Below are 17,474 nucleotides of genomic sequence, written 5' to 3' on the forward strand. Positions count from 1 at the left end.
GAGTGAGGAGCCAGCGACCTATCACAGGTCCGCACACGCCCCTCGCCCGCCCGCCCTCCCTCTCCCTCCGGGAGAGGGTCGGGGTGAGGGTATCCGCCCCCGTCTTCCCTGCCCGTGCCCCTGGCGGACGAGGAGCCTTACTCATCCTCCTCGACCGCCGAGGCGTCCTTGCCCAGGGGAGGCGAGAACACGCCGGACACCTGCCGTTCCTTGAGCTCCTTGTCGCGCTCGAGGTCGGCATAGGTCATGCCGGGGGACTCGGGTGAGGCGGACTGCCGCGTGTCCTCGTCGGAGTGACCACGGAACCGCGAGGAGAGCTTCTGCCAGAGACTCATGGGTGTGACCTCCTGCCGGAGAGGATGCGCACGACGGCGGGGAAGGCAGGGAGGAACCACCGTCCACCATTCGAAGCATCGGACGCCGCGCCGCCTGGCCGCTCGGAAGGCACGTGCAAAGCGGCAGGCTTTGGCGCAGAACGCGAAGTGAAGAGGCCCGTGCACGAGCGCGAAGGCCCTCTTCATCACAGCCGCGCCGGGTGGCGCGAAGGATGGGCAGGCGGAAGATGCACGAGGTGACTGCGGGAGCAGCCGGCCGGGTGGCCTCATGGCTGGAGCTGTCGGCGGGAGCACTCGCCGCGAACGTGACCACGCTGCGCAAGCTGTCCGCGGACACGGGAGGACCGAGGGCCCTGGGCGCGGTGCTGAAAGGCAACGCGTACGGCCACGGCCTGACGCAGATGCTGCCGCTGGTGCACCCGCTGGTGGACGTCATGTACTTCATCACGCCGGGGGACGCGTTGACGATGCGGGCCCTGGAGCAGACGCGGGGCCTGCCGCGCAAGCAGGCGCTGGTCATCGGAGCCATGGACGCGGAGGAGGCGGTGGCGATGGCCCGGGCGGGGGTGGAGGTGGTGGTGGGGGATGGCTCGTGGAAGGACACGGTGGCGGAGCTGCGCCGCGCGAAGCTGGAGCATCCGCTGCGGGCGCACGTGCACGTGGACACGGGGCTGGGGCGCGAGGGCTTCACGCCGGGGCAGATCGCCGGGGGTGAGCTGGACTTCCTGCGCGACGCGGCGGACGTGCTCCAGGTGGTGGGGGTGCTGAGCCACTTCGCCAACACCGAGGACGTGACGGAGCAGACGTACGCCGAATCCCAGCTCGACGTCTTCGAGGGCGGGCTGATGGCGTTGCGCGCGAGCGTGCCGGTGCAGGAGCCGTTGCAGCGGCACATGGCGGCGAGCGCGGCGACGCTGGTGCTGCCGAGGGCGCGCTACGACGCGCAGCGGGTAGGCATCTCGCTGTATGGCCTGTGGCCGTCGACGGAGACGCGGCTGTCGGCGCGGCTGGTGCTCGGGCGGGTGCCGGAGCTGAGGCCGGTGCTGTCGTGGCGCTGCCCAAGCCAGGTGGTGAAGTGGCTGCCGTCGGGGAGCTACGTGGGCTACGGGTGCACGTACCGGTGCCCCGAGGCGACGCGGGTGGCGGTGCTCCCGGTGGGCTACTTCGACGGCTACGCGCGCCTGATGTCAGGGAAGGCGCACGTGCTGGTGAACGGGCGGCGCTGCCCGGTGCTGGGGCGCGTGATGATGAACCACATCATCGTGGACGTGACACGCGCCACGCATGACGAGCGGCCGCTGACGGCGACGCTGCTCGGCAAGGATGGAGACGAGCACCTGCACGCGGAGAACCTGGCGGACTGGGCGCAGACCATCCACTACGAGCTCACGACCCGCCTGGGAGCCCACCTGAGCCGCGTCGTGGTCCCCTGAACCCTATGGCTCCAGCTCCGGGCTGCACCCGAAGACGGACATGTCCTCGGTGACGGTGGAGCAAGACCACCCGGGACCGCAGGCCTTGTCGTCCAGGGGCTCGCACTGGCGGAAGCAGGTGCTCACGGTGGGGCTGCCCATGCCGCAGACATTCCCGGCGGGACACGTTCTGGGGAGCACGGGGTTGCAGACACGGGCGCACCAGAAGACGGCGCGGCCCCGGGACATGCGCATGTTGCAGCGCTCGCCCTCGGGGCACGGGGTGTCGCGACAATCACCCTCGGAATCCACGAGACATTGATACTGGTTGTCCCGGATGCGCTCGCAGTGTTGCCCGTTGGGACACCCGAGCTTCTGACAGTCCGGGAAACACCCCGGGCCGTCGAGGCTGTCGGTGCACACGTAGCCCGAGGGACACGCGGCGCTCCCATCGAGTGCACACGGTGCGGAGCACACCTGCTGGACACACCGCAGCCCTTCACGGCAGGCGCCCGTGGATGAGACGGGCAGGGAGTCACACGACTCGCCCTCGCGGCGCACGCCCTCGGGGACACAGCGGCGGACGACCGTGCCCGTGGCGCCGGTGGTGACGGCGCGGCACACGGAGCCGGGAAAACAGTGCACGTCCTCTTCACACTCGGAGGCCATGCACTCGAAGCGGCGCGTCTCGCGATTGGCCACGCACCCCTGGCCCGCGGGACAGTCTCCATCCGTGCGGCAGCTTCCACAGTCGAAGCCCTCGCCCGAGCGGGTGCATCGCATCCCCGAGGCCGGGAGCCCATCCGGAGCAATCTCCTCCGAGGAGAGCGGCAGGACGGTGCCAGCCAGGGGCGCGGAAGAAGAAGCAGCAGGTATCTCGGGAGCGGGCTCGGGCACGGCCAGGGAAGGGCGGTGCTGCATCCACGCGGGGACGGCCGCCACCAGGCGCGAAGCGGAGGAGGCCGCGAAGCTGGCATCGAGCACGGAGGCGCCTTGAGGGAGCGCTCGAGGCCGGGGTCGTTCATGGAAGACTCCGGGAGTCTCGGGAGGAGCTTCCCTCGGGCCCGGGGCGGGTGAGGCGGTGGCGAGTTGCCAGAGAAACATCGCCACGCCTCCCGCCGCGAACGCGAGCGCTGCCCGCTTCGGACGTGTCCTGTCACGCCGCATGTGCTGCGCCTCTCATGTCTTCCCCTCCGTGAACGGTGGGCATACCCATGCACGGTGCGAAGAGCCCAGGGGGGGCCCGCCTCCCTCTTCTTCCGAGGGAGGAGTGACGCGGTTCCGCACCAACCTTCAATCCGTACCACGACCCCTCAGCAAACGGAGATGTCACAACACAGGATGTACCCCCCATCCGAGCCGCAGCCGCACGGCTGGCACTTCCAGCACCCCTTCATGGCATAGGCGGCCCCCCCTCCAGCAAGGGCAGCGGCCGAGCCGATGATCAACATCCAACGACGCCAGTGATTCTTCGTGTTCGTTTTCATGACGTCCTCCTCCGGGTACACGACTGCAGACAAGGCCAGTCACAACGCGACGCCCTTCCGTCCACGCAGCAGCAACTCGAAACGGGCCCTCCCGTCCTCGGGCAGGGCCCGGGTGACGATGACGAGCCAGCCCCGCCCCCCAGGAGGAAGCGACCTGGGCCCCATGCGGAGCGCCAGCACTTCCACCTCCGCTCCTCCCTCCACATGACGCACCCGCACCGCGCCGGGCACCCAGGGCCGCAGCGGATCCGGATTCCTCACCCGCACCACGAAGCCGGACAGTCCTTCCGAGTGGAAGGGACGCCGCTCCACCACCTCGGGCCCGGTGCCCTCGTGCCAGAGCGATGACACCACCTCCCCGGGCGGTGACTCCGAGCGCGCGGCGAGCACCAGCATGGACTCCGCGAGCCGGCCCGCGTGACCCTCGCTCCGGCGGGAGCGGCGGCGCTCGGGCCACTCCACGCCACCGGCCCGCAGCTCCCGCACGCGCTCGCGCCACACCGCGGACACGACCGACGGCACCTCCCCCGCCGAGGGAACCCGCACCGGGCCGGGCCGAGAGACGCGCACCTGGACGTCCACCTCGGTGGGGCTCGCCGCGAGCACGAAGGGCACCCGCGTGCCATCCGACAACACCACTCGCAGCGTCACCTGCTCGGACGTGGAGAGCTCCTCGCGCGGGGTGACGACGAGGAACCCCTGACTCACCAGCAAGGGCTCGAAGCGCCCGCGCCCATCCTCCAGGCGGGTGCGCACCGCGTCCACGGCGGTGTCGAAACGGATCCGCGTCGCCGTCCGAGCGGCCACGCGTACCTCCTCGACCCCACCCGACACCGTGACCGCGCGCAGCCTGGGCTTACGAACCGCCGGCCGCGCCTCCTCCCCCGCCGCGGAGACACGCATGGCCAGGAACAGCATGACGCAGAGAGTCATCCCTGCGATTCCTGACCTCATGCGTCACCCAACCTATGCAGCAGGGCCGCATTTGGGGAGGGGAGAAGTCGGGCATTCGTATACCTACGAACTACGACTCAGGGAGGGGGTTGCTGTAAACCGTCACAATCACGCATCGCGTCAAGAATCAGCGAGCGGGGACGGAGCGGTGAAACCTGAAAGGGATTGTTTGACCGGCGCGAGAGGTCCGGGTTATCAAATATTGAGACATGAATCAGGCATCATCTTCGCCGGGGGGACCGGTGCCGCGGGCGTGACGCACGCGAGAGGAGCTCCCGCGAGAGGCCCTGGTTCTCAGCGCAGCAACAACCTCGAAGGAGCGGCGTAGATGACCGACAAGGCCCGAGTCGTGGAGCCCCGCAGCATTCAGACGAAGCGGCTCACCATGCACACGCGCATGGCCGGAGAGGACGGCTTTCCGGTGGTGTTCGTGCACGGCAACTGTTCGTCCTCCGCCTTCTTCGAGACCCTGCTCTCGCGCCTTCCCGAGGGTCTACGCGGTATCGCGCCGGACCTGCGGGGCTACGGGGACACCGAGCCCAAGCCCATCGACGCCACGCGCGGCATGAGGGACCACAGCGACGACGTGGCCTCGCTGATGGACACGTTGGGCATCCAGCGCGCGCTCTTCGTGGCCCACTCGGCGGGCGCGGGCGTGGTGATGCAGTTGGCCATCGACCATCCGGAGCGCGTGGCCGGCCTGGTGCTGGAGGCGCCCGTGTCCCCGTATGGTTTTGGCGGCACGCGTGACGCGGACGGAACGCCGTGCTGGCCGGACTTCGCGGGCTCGGGTGGAGGCACCGCCAACCCGGACTTCGCGCAGCGCCTGGCCCGGAAGGATCGCTCGGCGGAGAGCCAGACGTCGCCGCGCAACGTGATGAACGGCTGCTACGTGAAGCCCCCCTTCAAGGCGCCCAACGAGGAGGCGCTGCTGGAGTCGGTGCTCTCCACCCGCGTGGGGGACGCGCACTACCCCGGCACCTTCGAGAAGAGCCCGAACTGGCCGGGCGTGGCGCCGGGCACCACGGGGATGAACAACTCCTTCTCACCCAAGTACTTCAACCTGAGCCCGTTCGCCTCCATCCCCCAGAAGCCGGACGTGCTGTGGATCCGCGGCGCGGACGACGTCATCGTCTCCGACACCTCGCTCTTCGACTTCGGCTACCTCGGCAAGCTGGGCGCCATCCCCGGCTGGCCCGGCGAGGAGACGTACCCGCCGCAGCCGATGATTCTCCAGACGCGCAGGCTCTTCGAGCGCTACGCGGCCAACGGCGGGCGCTTCCACGAGGAGGTGCTCCCGGAGACGGGCCACAGCCCGCACGTGGAGAAGCCCCAGGAGTTCGAGCGGCTCGCCTTCCCGTTCCTCCTGGAGCACGCCCGCTAGGCCTTCCCAGCATTCCCCCCCGACGCACGAACACAACCCGACATGATGGAGGTCGTATGAAGACGTCGTTGAAGCTGTCGCTCTCGGCGGCGGCGCTCCTGGCCGCACCCCTGGCCGGAGCCGCCCTGCCCACGGATCTGGCGCCCTACTTCGACGCGAATTCGGCGCCGAGCAACGGCTATAATGTCGTGGGGGCGTACACGCCGCCGAGCTGGTCCTGGGGGCAGATCGAACTGCTCGAGGGCAAGCAGCTCTTCCGCAGCGAGTACTACAACCGCCGCACGGAGAAACTGCGCGACCAGGACACCTACCAGTCCTCGGAGTATCCGGTCCGCACGTACTACGGCTCGCTCAACCAGCAGCTCGTGAACGGCTTCAACCTCTATTACAAGAACAGCTGCGCGACGACGGCGGGGAGCACCTGCCCCGTGCCGGGTCCCACGCGTCCCGAGGCGCGCTTCGTGCTGCTGCACAAGGGCCGGAAGACGGCAGCGCGCACCTGCAACGTGAACCTGACGCCCACGCTGCTGGTGCACGGCGCCATGCAGGACGGCAACGTATGGCTCTTCCCCAACGGCAACGACGGGACGGGCAGCGCGTACGGCGGCGCCTCGCAGGTGACGGGCTTCGTGCAGGACCTGGAGGCCAAGGGCCGCTGCGTCTACGCCGTCACCTTCGGCAACTTCCACGGCGACAACTTCAGCCAGGCCACCCACGTGGCCAACGCGGTGAGCCGCATCAAGGCGCTGCACCCGGGCGTGCCGCGCGTGGACGTGGTGGCGTGGAGCAAGGGCGTGCTCGCGGCGGACGCGTGGCTCACCAACGCGCCCAGCTGGACGGGCTTCAGCACCACGCGCTTCTTCGAGCGCATGGCGGCGGAGCAGGCCAGGGCGGTGCCGGCCTACAATGACACGGTGCGCGTCTACGTGGCGCTGAGCGGTCCGCACCGGGGCATCGACCTGAACTTCCGCCACCCCATCCACACGCTCACCATCGCCAGCACGTCGAGCAACGCGCCGGTGGGCCGCGGCCCCATGCCGTGGACGTACTTCTCCGCCTTCCAGTGCGTGAACTGGGGCCCGGACGTGCCCTGGTACAACAACCCCTACGCGGAGAGCGTGTGCGAGGGCTCCGGCGGAACCTGGCCGGACTACTTCCGCCGCATCTACGTCTCCAACATCACCAGCCTGGACTCCACGGGCAAGCCCGTCACGGGCGGCACGTTGAAGACGATGAATGTGAACCAGGGCGTCTCGTCGAGCTCGTTCAACTTCGACGAGTACAACATGAGCATGTTCGGCAGCGTGAACGACAGCGGCAGGTACGTGAACGCGTACGTGGGCCAGCTCCAGGCGGCGGATGACCTGCGCGGCACCTACGCCATCCCGGACCGCGACACCTACGAGTGGTCGGACGTGGACCAGGACGAGGCGCGCTACTTCCCATGGGTGGACCAGAAGCTCGTGTACCTCGCGGGGGGCTACCTGGACAGCGACCACACCCAGTGCAAAGCCACGGCGTTCGACCCGGTGGGCAGCCCCTGCTTCGCCTACCACGTGCAATACGCGCCAGGCTACGAGACATACGCCTTTGGCTATTACAAGTACCGCATCATCCAGGGCCTGGGCATCGCGGCGGCGAAGGAGATGGGCGGCAAGTTCATCACCCGGCTGTCCCAGCGCAGCCTGGATTCGCGGCTGCCCTCGCTCTACGTCCTCTACGGCACCACGTACGGGGCGAGCACGGACGCGCGCTACGAGACGGACGGCATGGCGTGCAGCACCTGCTCGGTGAACGGTGACGGCGTGCTGTTCAACGCGAGCATCGCCGCGATGGACCAGCTCACCCAGCACTGGACGTCCACCAAGAAGACCGCGTCCGCCAAACAGGAGGGCATGCCCTACGGCCACCTGGAGATGGGTGTCACCCCGGCCGTGTGGAGCAAGATGTCGGACCACTTCGCCTCGCGCGACTAGCGCCCGGGCGGTGTGAGGTACGAGGCGGATGCCGGCACGCTCCGGCATCCGCCTTCTTCATTCCAGGCCCTTCAGGAACGCGAGCACCCGCGCGTTGTACTCCTGGGGGCAGTCCATCTGGATGGTGTGGCCGCAGCGCTCCAGGCCCACCAGCGTCGAGCCTCGGATGTGCTCGTGGCCGTACGCCATGACGCCGCGCGCCTCGCCTCCGTGGAGGAAGGGGTTGGGGATGAGGCGGTCATCCTCGCCGTAGATGATGAGCGTGGGCACGGTGACGCGCTCCAGGCTGTCGCGCACGAAGTCGTCATGGGCGAGCCCATCCACGGTGCGCACGTTGGCGTAGGCGTAGGCGTCGAACTCGGGGCTCTTCGCCACGCGCACGCGCTCCTCGATGAGCCACTCGAGCTCCGGCCGCCAGCGCTCGAAGTTGGACTGACGCACGCTGCCCCAGATGCCGTACTCGGAGGCGTTCTGGATGAGCGAGGTGCTGAAGGAGCGCTTGAACCAGGCCTTCTCCCTGGGGCTGAACTTCTCGAAGCCCGCGGGCGAGGTGAGCACGAGCGCCTTCAAATCTTCCGGGTAACGGATGGCATACGAGAGCGCCGTCTGCCCACCCATGGAGTGCCCGACGAGGATGGGCTTGTCCGCGCCCAGCTTCCGGGCGAGCTCGTGCACCGCATCACCCATGGCCTCCATGGTGTACGGGAAGGAGGCGGGCTTGTCTGACTTGCCGTAGCCGGGCAGGTCCACGGCGATGACGCGGTAGCCCTGCTCGGCGAAGGCGTCGAGCTGGTAGCGCCAGAACTTCAGGTACGAGCCCAGGCCATGGATGAAGAGGATGGTCTGCCTGCCCTCGGGGTTGAGTTCGACGTAGGCGACCTCGGGCACGCGTGCGGTGCCATGGGTGGCCGCGGTATCGGGCAGGGAGAGCCGCTTCACCGGCCAGGGTTTGCCCTCGAGCGAGGAGTAGTCGAGTTCCTGGAAGGACAGGGGCGGGCGCGACTTGTACGAGGTGACGCACCCGGTGGAGAGGCCCGCCAGCACGAGCAGGCCCAGAGCACGAGTCTTCATGATCAGAACGCGTACCAGGTGAAGGTGGTGAAGGCAGCCCACGGGTTGGCGGTGATGCGTGGGTTGCCGTTGTAGAAGCCGCCGCGGAACATGTAGCCGCCGTGCAGGCCCACGGTCATGAGGTAGCGGAGGGTGTAGCGCAGCTCGGCGTTGAGCTCGGTGCCGATCAAGCGGCCGCGCGCGACACCCACCGTCTCCTCGGGAGGGGTGACACCGCTGGTGGCGACGCCCGCGCCCAGCTTGAGGTTCAGCTTGTGGGGGATGAGGTCATACGCACCGGTGGCGATGACGGTCTGCAAGCCGAAACCCTGATTGGAGATGTCCGTCACCGCGCCCGTGTAGTTGTTGACGGTGCTGGTGAACGGGAAGAGCAGCAGCATCTTGTGGTTGAACCACACCGCGCCCGGCAGGCCGTACTGGTTGAGGGTGAAGGCGCCGGTGTAGCGGTCGTCCGCCAGGTTCGAGTCACCCGTGGAGAACATGCCCTCGAGCGTCACCATGTCATTGGACGTGCGCCCGTAGTTGTAGAGCAGCTCCAGGTTGGCGGACAGGCCACTGATATCCACCTGCCGGTTGAGCGCCGAGTCCGCCTTGTTGTTGCGATAGCGGCCCCGGTTGTACATGACGAAGCCGGAGGCGCCGAAGGGGCCGGTGCGGAAGTCGATGTTGTGGTGGAAGTTGGCACCCGCCCACGCCACCCAGCCCGTGGGCCGATCGATGGAGAACCGTGGCACGCCGGTGAAGTTGCTCAGGTTGTTCGACCCGGGCCCGCTCGGCACCAGGCCCTCGAAGGCATAGGCGACGCCCTTCGTTTCGTCGCGCAGGTACCACAGGGACAGGCCCACGTTCGTCCCCGGCGCCACCGGGTACGAATGGTCCGCCATACCCAACCAGACGAACTTGAGCCGCGGGTCGTTCCGCTCCGCCTTGTCCGCCTGCGCGCTGCCCAGCGGCAGCAAACTCAGACGAGACTGGCCCCCGAGGGCGTTGCTGAAGACGGACAGGCCCGTGGCATCGCTGCCCAGGAAGGCCAGCTTGTAGCCGGTGCGGATGAGCTCATTGAGCGGGGTGCGCGTTGGATCGTAGACCGTGTCGTAGACGGGCTGCGTGCCCATGAGCAGGGTGAGCTGCTCGGGGTTTTTCGTCGGGTAGAGGGAGACGTTGACGTTCTTCGTCTGGATGTTGACCTGATCCGCGTTGAAACCACCGCCCTCGTTCTGTTGCAGGGCATTGGCGGAGCGGCCCCAGAGGTAGTCCACCTCCAACTGGGCCCGGAACGAGGCCAGTCCGTCCACGAAGAACGGGCTGTACTCGAGAACGGGAATCCAGCGCTGCTCGACGAAGAAGGCGCTCCTGTTCTCCACCCGCACCGCGCTGCCCGCCACCTGTCCGATGGGGCCCAGCGCCACGCCCTTGAGCCCCGTCGGGTCACCGAGCTGGTTCGTCGCCGAGACGCGGGTGAAGAAGTAGTTGATGAGGATGAGCTCGCGAGGCGGTGCATCCTCCTCGCGATCCTTCGCGTCCAACCAATCGGCATACGCGCCCGGGAGGGGAGGACTCCCCTGCCCCGCCGCGGGCGACGCCAGCCCCAGCGCGCCGAGCGCCACCGCCAGCGCGCACCCGCGCATCGCACTCCTGCCCTTCACGTCAGGAAGCCACCACCGCGTCATACGTGTCTCGTCTCCGGAGAGGGTGCGCGCCCGGGCGCGCGGTTACTGGGCGATGTACGTCTGCACCGCGTTGCCAGTGAACGGCTCGCCCAGGAACGTCACCGTCCGCGAGCCCACCTCGCCATCCGCGCAGCGGTGGCCGATGGCCTGCTGCGAGACGAAGAGCTCCAGCTTCAACGTCCTGCCATCCGCGCTCAGGCTGCCACGTCCCTCTTGCGTGAAGCCGGCCGGGTAGTTGAACGTCACATCGAAGCAGCTCAGGTCCTCCCGGGCGTTCTCGATGCGGTAGCTCGTCGTGATGAGCGGCGCCAGCTCCACTCCCGCGGCCGCGTTGTCACACGTGCCGACGTCGCCCCTGCCAGGCGCATCGCGCAGGGTGCCCAGGGTGCTGGTGACGGTGAAGTTGCCGCTCGCCACCGTCATGACGACCTTGTTGTAGCACTGGGTGAAACCCTCGAGGTTCACGTTCTCGCTGTAGCCGTTGGTATGGCTGGGGATGTTCTCCCCCTGCATCACCAGCGTCTTGCCCTCGAGCTGGTTGGTCACCTTCTGGTTGGGATCCACGGGCGTCGGAGCGGGCGGCGCCTCGTCGCCGCAACCCGCGAGGCCCAGCGTGCACAGCATCACCGCCGACAGCAGTTGCTTCTTCATGAGACGGTTCTCTCCCCCCGGCATGTGCCGGCTCGACTGTTTCGCTCTGTCCGGATGACCCTCTCCCAGAGGGAGAGGGGATGGCGCTCAGCTCCTGTCGGCCGCGATGGCCCGCTCGCGAAGCTCGCGCTTGAGGATCTTCCCCGCCGCGGACACGGGCAGGGACGTCACCAGCTCCACCTTCTTCGGGACCTTGTAGCGGGCCACCCGGCCACGCAGGTGCTCCAGCAGTGCCTCGGCCGTGGCCTGCGCACCCGGCTTGAGCACCACGAAGGCACGCCCCACCTCGCCCCATTTGGGGTCGGGCACGCCCACCACCGCGCACGCCTGCACGGCGGGGTGCTCGTAGAGCGCCGTCTCCAGCTCGAGCGGATACACGTTCTCTCCGCCGGAGATGAACATGTCCTTCTTGCGCCCGTTGATGAAGAAGAAGCCGTCCGCGTCGCGGTGCGCCAGGTCCCCCGTGTGGAACCAGCCGTTCGCGTCGATGGCCTCGGCCGTGGCCTCCGCGTTCTCGAAGTAGCCCGAGCACATGGAAGGGGCCTTGAGGATGAGCTCGCCCGTGGCGCCCTCGGGCACGTCGCGGCCGTCGTCATCCACCAGCCGCGCGTCGACGAAGTAGTTGGGCCGGCCGATGGAGCCAGCCTTGGACATGGCGAACTCGGGGCCCATGCTGAAGATGCCGGGGCCGAACTCCGTCATGCCGAAGCCCTGCTTGAAGGGCACCTTGTGGACGGCCTGCCACGCCTGCAGCAGAGGCACCGGCAGCGGCGCGCCACCGCTCGTGACGAAGCGCACGCTGGACAGGTCCGCCGAGCGGAAGCGCGGCGAGTCATACATCTGCTGGTACTGCGTGGGCACGGCGAAGAAGAGCGTCACCTTCTCCTGCTCCACCAGCCGCAGCATCTCATCCGCGTCCCAACGGCGCATGAGCACCACCGTGCCGCCGCAGGTGAGGATCGGCACCGTGTAGACGAGCAACCCGCCCGTGTGGAACATGGGCGTGTGCGTCACCGTGATGTCCCCGGGCCGCACCTCGTGGATGAGCGTGTTGAGCGTGTTCCACGCCACCATGCGGTAGCTGATGCGCGCGCCCTTCGACCTGCCCGTGGTGCCGCCGGTGAAGAGCAGACAGATGATGTCCTCCTCGCTCACCTGCTCGTTCGTCACCTTCGAGCCGGACACGTGCGCGAGCGCCTCGGCGTACGGGCGGCTCCCGGGCAGCCCCTGCCCTTCCAGGTGGACGAGCTTCAGCGCGTCCCCCACCTGCGCGTGCACCGCCGCGAGGCCCTCGCGGAAGTCATCGCTGAAGAAGAGCACGCGAGGACCGGTGTCGCGCACCAGGTCCGTCAGCTCCTGCGCGTGCAGGCGCCAGTTGAAGGGGACGAAGATGGCCCCCAGCTTGCCGCAGGCGAAGAAGACATCCAGGTACTCCACGCCGTTGTGGGCCACCAGGCCCACCCGCTCACCCCGGGACACGCCGGCCACGTCACGCAGCCAGCCCGCGAGCGCCTCGGCCCGCGCGTTCATGTCCCGGTAGGAGAAGCGGCCGGACTCCCCCCTGGCCACATCCACCACTGCCGTGTGCTCGGGCCAGTAGGTGGCCCCCCGGCCCATCCAGTCGCCGATGAACATGCGTGTCCCCTCCCGTCGTGACCGCTCAGGCCGTCCAGCGGTAGAGCGCGGAGGCCATCGCCAGGCCGCCGCCGCTGGCGCACAGGGCCACCAGGTCGCCCTTCTTCACCCGGCCCTCCACCACCGCGTCATCCAGCGTCATGGGGATGCAGGCCGAGCCGGTGTAGCCCCACTTGTCCATGGTCCAGTTCGTCTTGGACATGGGCTGCTCCAGCACCTTCATCGTGGCCTCGATGGTGCGCAGGTTGAGCTGCGTGAAGACGAAGTGGTCCACGTCGTTCATCGTCAGCTTCGCCCGCTCCAGCAGCTGCTTGAGCAGCATGGGCCAGCGCTCGGTGTTGAAGGTGGCGGGGAACTTGCGCACGAACTGCACCGCGGGCTTGCCGTTGGTGAGCGCCACCGTCTCCGCCGTGGAGGGCCGGTACGTGCCGCCCGTGTAGACACCCAGCGCGTCGTGGTACTCGCCCGCCGCCAGCAGCTTCGCGCCCATGAAGCCGGGCTTGTCACCCGCGCCCAGCACCACCGCGCCCGCGCCGTCCGCGAAGAGCGTGCAGGTCTTCTTGTCCTTCCAGTTGATGTACCGGGACATCCCGTACGCGCCCACCACCAGCACGCGGTTGTAGCTGTCGTCCGCGGCGATCGTCTTGCTCGCCACGTCCAGCGCCGTCACCCAGCCCGCGCACGCGCAGTTGAGGTCGTACGTGCCCGCGTTGCTGGCCCCCAGCTTCGCCTGCACCACCGAGGCCGTGGCCGGGCTCAGGTAGTCCGGCGTGTCCGTCGCGATGATGATGAGATCCAGCTCGCCCGGCTTCACGCCCGCGCGCTCCATCGCCTGCTTCGCGGCGCCCACGCACAGGTCGGACGTCACCTGGTCATCCGCCATCAGGTGGCGCTGCTTGATGCCCACGTTCTGCTGGAGCCACTCGTCCACCTTCTCGCCGAGGATGCGCTCCACGTCGGCGTTGGTGAGGACCTTCTCGGGGACGTAGCGGCCGGTGGCCAGGATGTTGGCGTATCTCATCGCGTCTTGCTCCGCGAGGCGCGCGGCTTGCGCGGCCCCTTCTTGTTGCCATTGCCTGCCCCGGCCGGACATGCATCCATGCCGTGGCGGATGAAATCCATCGCGGTGTCCAGCACGTGCTCCAGGCCGCCCTCGCCCTCCCACAGCACCCAGCGCATGCCCAGGAAGTCACTCAGGCCCATCAGGCAGTAGGCCAGCGCCTCTGGATCCATGCGCCGCACCTCGCCCGCGTCCATGGCGCGCTCGAGCCCCGACACGTAGCCCCGCGCGAAGCGGTCGTAGTAGCGCCGGTAGCACGCCTCGTCGACGAACTCGGCCTGCCGGACGATGCGGTACAGGTTGCGGTTCTCCCCCACGAACTGGAAGAAGGTACGCAGGCCCTCGCGCTCCACCTCGAGCCGGCCCTCACACCCCGCCACCGCCTCGGAGATGAGCCGGCGCAGCCGCGCCCCCAGCTCGTCCACCACCTCCACGAAGACGGACAGCTTGTCCGGGAAGTAGACGTAGAAAGTCCCCAACGCCACTTCCGCCTCCCGGGTAATATCCGCGATGGAGGCGCGCTCGTAGCCCTTCTCTCCGAAGACACGCTCCGCCGCCTGCAAGACCCGCAGGCGCGTGCGCTGCCCTCGCGGGGTCGCTGGAACGAGGCGTTCGGCTGGCGAAGTTGAAGACCGATTCATCTTTCAACCTTGCGTAACACTCCCCTCGCGGTATTGTCAAAAACAGTCATTCATCCGCTGGCGCACGGACGGCATGCAACGCATTGCGTCAGCCACCCAAGGGGAACACATGCAACTCAAGGACATGAAGGTCATCGTCACGGGCGGCGCGCGGGGCATGGGCGCCCACTTCGCCACGCGCCTGCACGAGGCCGGCGCGCAGGTCGCCGTGGGAGATGTGAACGAGGAGCAGTTCGCCTCGCTGCCCGCCGCCATCCACCGCCGCCGCCTGGACGTGTCCAAGGAGGAGGAGTGTGTCTCCTTCGTGCAGTGGGCCCACGAGGCCATGGGCGGCCTCAATGGCCTCATCAACAACGCCGGCATCCTCCGCGACTCGCTGCTGGTGAAGAAGGACAAGGCCACCGGTGAGGTGAAGAAGCTGTCCACCGCGGACTGGAACGCCGTCATCGGCGTCAACCTCACCGGCGCCACCTTCATGGTGCGTGAGGTGGTGGCGAAGATGGTGCAGACGGATCAGCGCCCCGGCGTCATCGTCAACATGAGCTCCATCGCCCGGCACGGCAACCGCGGGCAGAGCAACTACGTGTCCGCCAAGGCCGCGCTCGCCGCCAACACCGTCACCTGGTCGCGCGAGTTCGCCCCCTTCGGCATCCGCGTGGGCGCCGTGGCCCCCGGCATGGTGGAGACGCCGATGACGCAGGGCATGAACCAGAAGGCCCGCGACGCGCTGGTGGCCAACATCCCCGTGGGCCGCATCGGCCTGCCCGAGGACCTGTGGCTCGCGGTGAAGTTCGTCCTCGAGTGTGACTACTTCAACGGTCGCACCATCGACGTGGACGGCGGCCTCAACATGTAGCCTGGGCGACGTGGGCCCTCACGGGCACCGCACGCCAGCCAACGGGCCGTGCGAAAGGGCGTCAGACCCTTTTGCGCGGCTCGTTCGTTTGAAGGGAATGGCGGCGAAAACGCACAGCCAGGTCGCACGGGGGACAATCGAGCAGCGCATTGCCCCGCGGTCCCATGGGCCCAACAAAAAGGGTCCAAGGTGGGACTTCTTCCCGCATCCGCAAGGGCAACGGACGTTCAGGGGGTTGCCGACCGGAAGTCAGGTGAGTAAATCATTTCCAGTCGGGAATAGACGGGATGCTCGGAAGGTCGAGCAGGGCAGGCGAAGGGTCCCCCACCCAGGAGGCGGATCCGGAGCCGAGCACAGGAGTCACGGGACTCCCGACGACGAGGGAAACCTGGAGCCCCGCTCTGGTGTCCAACCAGAGGGGCTGGCTCAGGTGAACATCTCGAGGCCAGCAGTGCGGCCGGCGTCGAAATGCGGCGAGCGCTGGAGCTGCTCCAACACCCGGGGCGTGCAGTAGAGCGTCACCATGGGCGTGGAGCCGGGATCGCTCATCCACCTGACGGCGCCCATGAGGTGATGGGCCTGCAGGAAGCTCAGCACGGAGTCGCGGAACTGCTTGCTCTGTTCGCACGCGGCTTTGTGGACGAGCGAGCGGTCGCGCTGGACGGACGGCTGCCAGGCGGCTCCGGGCTCCTCCCGGGGCATGACCAGGGCCTCGATCCATCCTTCCGCACTCTCCACCCGGGAGCCCGGGAGGGGAGTGACGGCGGACATCTTTGGAAAACGGCCGGAGGTCCGGCGCGGCGATGTGGCTGCCTTCCTGCTCATAACAACTCCTCCCACAGGCCCGGCGCTCATCCGCCGCCGGCCCTGGTAGCCGCCATCACTTGTAAACCGCCAGACCCCTGCCGGCGCGTCCCGCGGGGGTCTTGGGCAGTCTCAGCACATTGTCCAGAATCAAATCCCTGACCTCGAGTGCCGTCAAGTCCGGGGAACGGCAGCGATATAGCGCGGCCAGACCCGCGACGTAAGGGGCGGCCATGCTCGTTCCGCTCATTCGTTCATAGAACGCCTGGTTGTTACACCTTCGTTCTGTGCTCGAGTAGACGTTCACGCCGTAACCCATCACGTCGGGGACAGGGCGCTGATTCACCACGCCACTTGCCGAAAAGCTGGCCACGCGCTTCGCGAAGTCGACCGCCCCCACGGCCAGGGCCTCTGGGAAGCCCGCGGGGTAGCCTGCCGTGCCAGCGCCTCCATTGCCGGCCGCCACCACGGGCAGCACGTTGGAGTCCACCAGCCGGCGCACCAGCGTCTGCAGCGCGCGGATGTTCAGGCGGTACTCCATGTCGCTGACTCCTGGAGGCGGCTGCATGGGGAAGCCCAGGGACATGTTCACCACCGCCGGGCGCATGGAGTTCTCGGGCCGAGAGAACTGGTGTAGCAGCCATTCCATGCCGGCGGCTACACGGCCCAGGCTCGTGCGTATGGTTTCGGACTCGATGACGGAGGCGACGTAGAGGTCCACCTCCGGAGCGACGCCGTGGAACAGGCCCGCGGCGATGCCGGCCACGTGGGTGCCGTGGCCGTCCGGGTCGAAGCCGCGCACGTCGCGCGCCGGGTTCTGCGGCGAGTTGGGAAAGAGCGACACGTAGCGGAACTGGATGACGCGGTCCTGGTGCTCGGGGTGGTCCGCGTCCACGCCGGTGTCGAGGATGCCGAGCATCACGCCGGCGCCCTTGATGCCCTGGGCGTGGGCGGCGTTGACGCCGCACTCCTCGGGCCACTCCCGGTTGACGAGCGAGGACAGGCCCCGGTTGCGAGGACCGAGCTGGCCCGCGGACACCGGGCCCGGGAAGGTGAGCTGCACCGTGTCCGGGATGAACTCGAAGTCCCGCCCGAGCTCCTCCTTGGCGATGCGCTCGGCCTTCTCCGAGGTGAAGTGGGCCATGGTGGCGCCGATGAGCGGCATGTGACGGTAGGTGCCCACGTCCGAGGCGGTCGCCGAGGCCGGCTCCATCACCGGACCCTCGGTGGCCACCAGCTGGACCTCGCCCTTGCGGCTCCGGCTTCGCGTCGACTTCTTCTTCTTCGGCGGGGTGGGAGGGGTGCTCACCTCGGGCAGGCGACCGGGAAGGGTGGCCGAGCGCAACCCGAGACTCCGCAGCATGTCCGGTGCCCGCCCGCTGATCATGAACTGAAGGGCGGTGGTGCGCTGCAGCACACGCTCTCCCTGCTCCGTGCCCCGCACGCCCGGACGGGCGCGGGTCTCGATCGACTCCTTCGGAACCAGGAGATAGGACTTCATGATGGGTTCGCTCCTTTACAGAATACCGACTTCACTG

The 17,474-nt window shown here is 68.1% G+C and carries 16 protein-coding genes; 4 read left to right on the forward strand and 12 right to left on the reverse strand.

Annotation, left to right across the window (positions count from 1 at the left end; all coding sequences use genetic code 11):
• Positions 1 to 137: 137 nt before the first annotated feature.
• Positions 138 to 335, reverse strand: a complete 198-nt coding sequence (locus tag JQX13_RS11705) for a hypothetical protein (RefSeq protein WP_203409095.1) — start codon at positions 333 to 335, stop codon at positions 138 to 140.
• Between the two features lie 227 nt (positions 336 to 562).
• Between JQX13_RS11705 and alr the strand changes: the two genes are divergently transcribed.
• Complete coding sequence (gene alr, locus JQX13_RS11710; protein WP_203409096.1) at positions 563 to 1,768, forward strand: alanine racemase; 1,206 nt, start codon at positions 563 to 565, stop codon at positions 1,766 to 1,768.
• A gap of 3 nt (positions 1,769 to 1,771) precedes the next feature.
• On the opposite strand, the gene JQX13_RS11715 is transcribed toward alr, so the two are convergent.
• From JQX13_RS11715 to JQX13_RS11725, 3 genes are all read right to left on the reverse strand, one after another.
• Positions 1,772 to 2,731 carry a hypothetical protein gene (locus JQX13_RS11715; protein ID WP_203409097.1) on the reverse strand — a complete coding sequence of 320 codons (960 nt, stop codon included), beginning with the start codon at positions 2,729 to 2,731 and terminating at the stop codon, positions 1,772 to 1,774.
• Between the two features lie 329 nt (positions 2,732 to 3,060).
• Positions 3,061 to 3,234 (reverse strand): hypothetical protein, encoded by a 174-nt coding sequence (locus JQX13_RS11720; protein WP_203409098.1) that lies wholly within the window; start codon positions 3,232 to 3,234, stop codon positions 3,061 to 3,063.
• 39 nt (positions 3,235 to 3,273) lie between these two features.
• On the reverse strand, positions 3,274 to 4,167 hold the full coding sequence (locus JQX13_RS11725) for a DUF2381 family protein (protein ID WP_203409099.1): 894 nt from the start codon (positions 4,165 to 4,167) through the stop codon (positions 3,274 to 3,276).
• A gap of 349 nt (positions 4,168 to 4,516) precedes the next feature.
• Between JQX13_RS11725 and JQX13_RS11730 the strand changes: the two genes are divergently transcribed.
• Positions 4,517 to 5,572 (forward strand): alpha/beta fold hydrolase, encoded by a 1,056-nt coding sequence (locus JQX13_RS11730; RefSeq protein ID WP_203409100.1) that lies wholly within the window; start codon positions 4,517 to 4,519, stop codon positions 5,570 to 5,572.
• Between the two features lie 56 nt (positions 5,573 to 5,628).
• Positions 5,629 to 7,548 carry an esterase/lipase family protein gene (locus JQX13_RS11735; protein ID WP_203409101.1) on the forward strand — a complete coding sequence of 640 codons (1,920 nt, stop codon included), beginning with the start codon at positions 5,629 to 5,631 and terminating at the stop codon, positions 7,546 to 7,548.
• Positions 7,549 to 7,605: 57 nt separating this feature from the next.
• Here the strand turns inward: JQX13_RS11735 and JQX13_RS11740 are convergent, their stop codons facing one another.
• The 6 genes from JQX13_RS11740 to JQX13_RS11765 form a co-directional block, all read right to left on the reverse strand.
• On the reverse strand, positions 7,606 to 8,622 hold the full coding sequence (locus JQX13_RS11740) for an alpha/beta fold hydrolase (protein ID WP_203411990.1): 1,017 nt from the start codon (positions 8,620 to 8,622) through the stop codon (positions 7,606 to 7,608).
• Positions 8,622 to 10,289 carry a hypothetical protein gene (locus JQX13_RS11745; RefSeq protein WP_203409102.1) on the reverse strand — a complete coding sequence of 556 codons (1,668 nt, stop codon included), beginning with the start codon at positions 10,287 to 10,289 and terminating at the stop codon, positions 8,622 to 8,624. The genes JQX13_RS11740 and JQX13_RS11745 overlap by 1 nt, the downstream gene beginning before the upstream one ends.
• A 42-nt stretch (positions 10,290 to 10,331) precedes the next feature.
• Complete coding sequence (locus JQX13_RS11750) at positions 10,332 to 10,940, reverse strand: hypothetical protein (protein WP_203409103.1); 609 nt, start codon at positions 10,938 to 10,940, stop codon at positions 10,332 to 10,334.
• Positions 10,941 to 11,027: 87 nt separating this feature from the next.
• Positions 11,028 to 12,575: a class I adenylate-forming enzyme family protein gene (locus JQX13_RS11755; RefSeq protein ID WP_203409104.1), complete on the reverse strand. Its 1,548-nt coding sequence runs from the start codon at positions 12,573 to 12,575 to the stop codon at positions 11,028 to 11,030.
• A gap of 25 nt (positions 12,576 to 12,600) precedes the next feature.
• Complete coding sequence (locus tag JQX13_RS11760; RefSeq protein WP_203409105.1) at positions 12,601 to 13,596, reverse strand: 3-oxoacyl-ACP synthase III family protein; 996 nt, start codon at positions 13,594 to 13,596, stop codon at positions 12,601 to 12,603.
• On the reverse strand, positions 13,593 to 14,276 hold the full coding sequence (locus JQX13_RS11765; RefSeq protein WP_203409106.1) for a TetR/AcrR family transcriptional regulator: 684 nt from the start codon (positions 14,274 to 14,276) through the stop codon (positions 13,593 to 13,595). Before JQX13_RS11765 ends, JQX13_RS11760 begins: the two co-directional genes overlap by 4 nt.
• Positions 14,277 to 14,385: 109 nt before the next feature.
• Here JQX13_RS11765 and JQX13_RS11770 point away from each other — a divergent pair, with 109 nt between their 5' ends.
• On the forward strand, positions 14,386 to 15,132 hold the full coding sequence (locus tag JQX13_RS11770) for an SDR family oxidoreductase (protein ID WP_203409107.1): 747 nt from the start codon (positions 14,386 to 14,388) through the stop codon (positions 15,130 to 15,132).
• 426 nt (positions 15,133 to 15,558) lie between these two features.
• Here the strand turns inward: JQX13_RS11770 and JQX13_RS11775 are convergent, their stop codons facing one another.
• Together JQX13_RS11775 and popC are read right to left on the reverse strand one after the other, a co-directional pair.
• Positions 15,559 to 15,834, reverse strand: a complete 276-nt coding sequence (locus JQX13_RS11775) for a hypothetical protein (protein WP_203409108.1) — start codon at positions 15,832 to 15,834, stop codon at positions 15,559 to 15,561.
• A gap of 178 nt (positions 15,835 to 16,012) precedes the next feature.
• Positions 16,013 to 17,437, reverse strand: coding sequence for a subtilisin-like protease PopC (gene popC, locus JQX13_RS11780; RefSeq protein WP_203409109.1), 1,425 nt, complete (start codon positions 17,435 to 17,437; stop codon positions 16,013 to 16,015).
• Positions 17,438 to 17,474 lie beyond the last annotated feature (37 nt).

This window comes from Archangium violaceum (assembly GCF_016859125.1).
Taxonomy (GTDB): Bacteria; Myxococcota; Myxococcia; order Myxococcales; family Myxococcaceae; genus Archangium; species Archangium violaceum_A.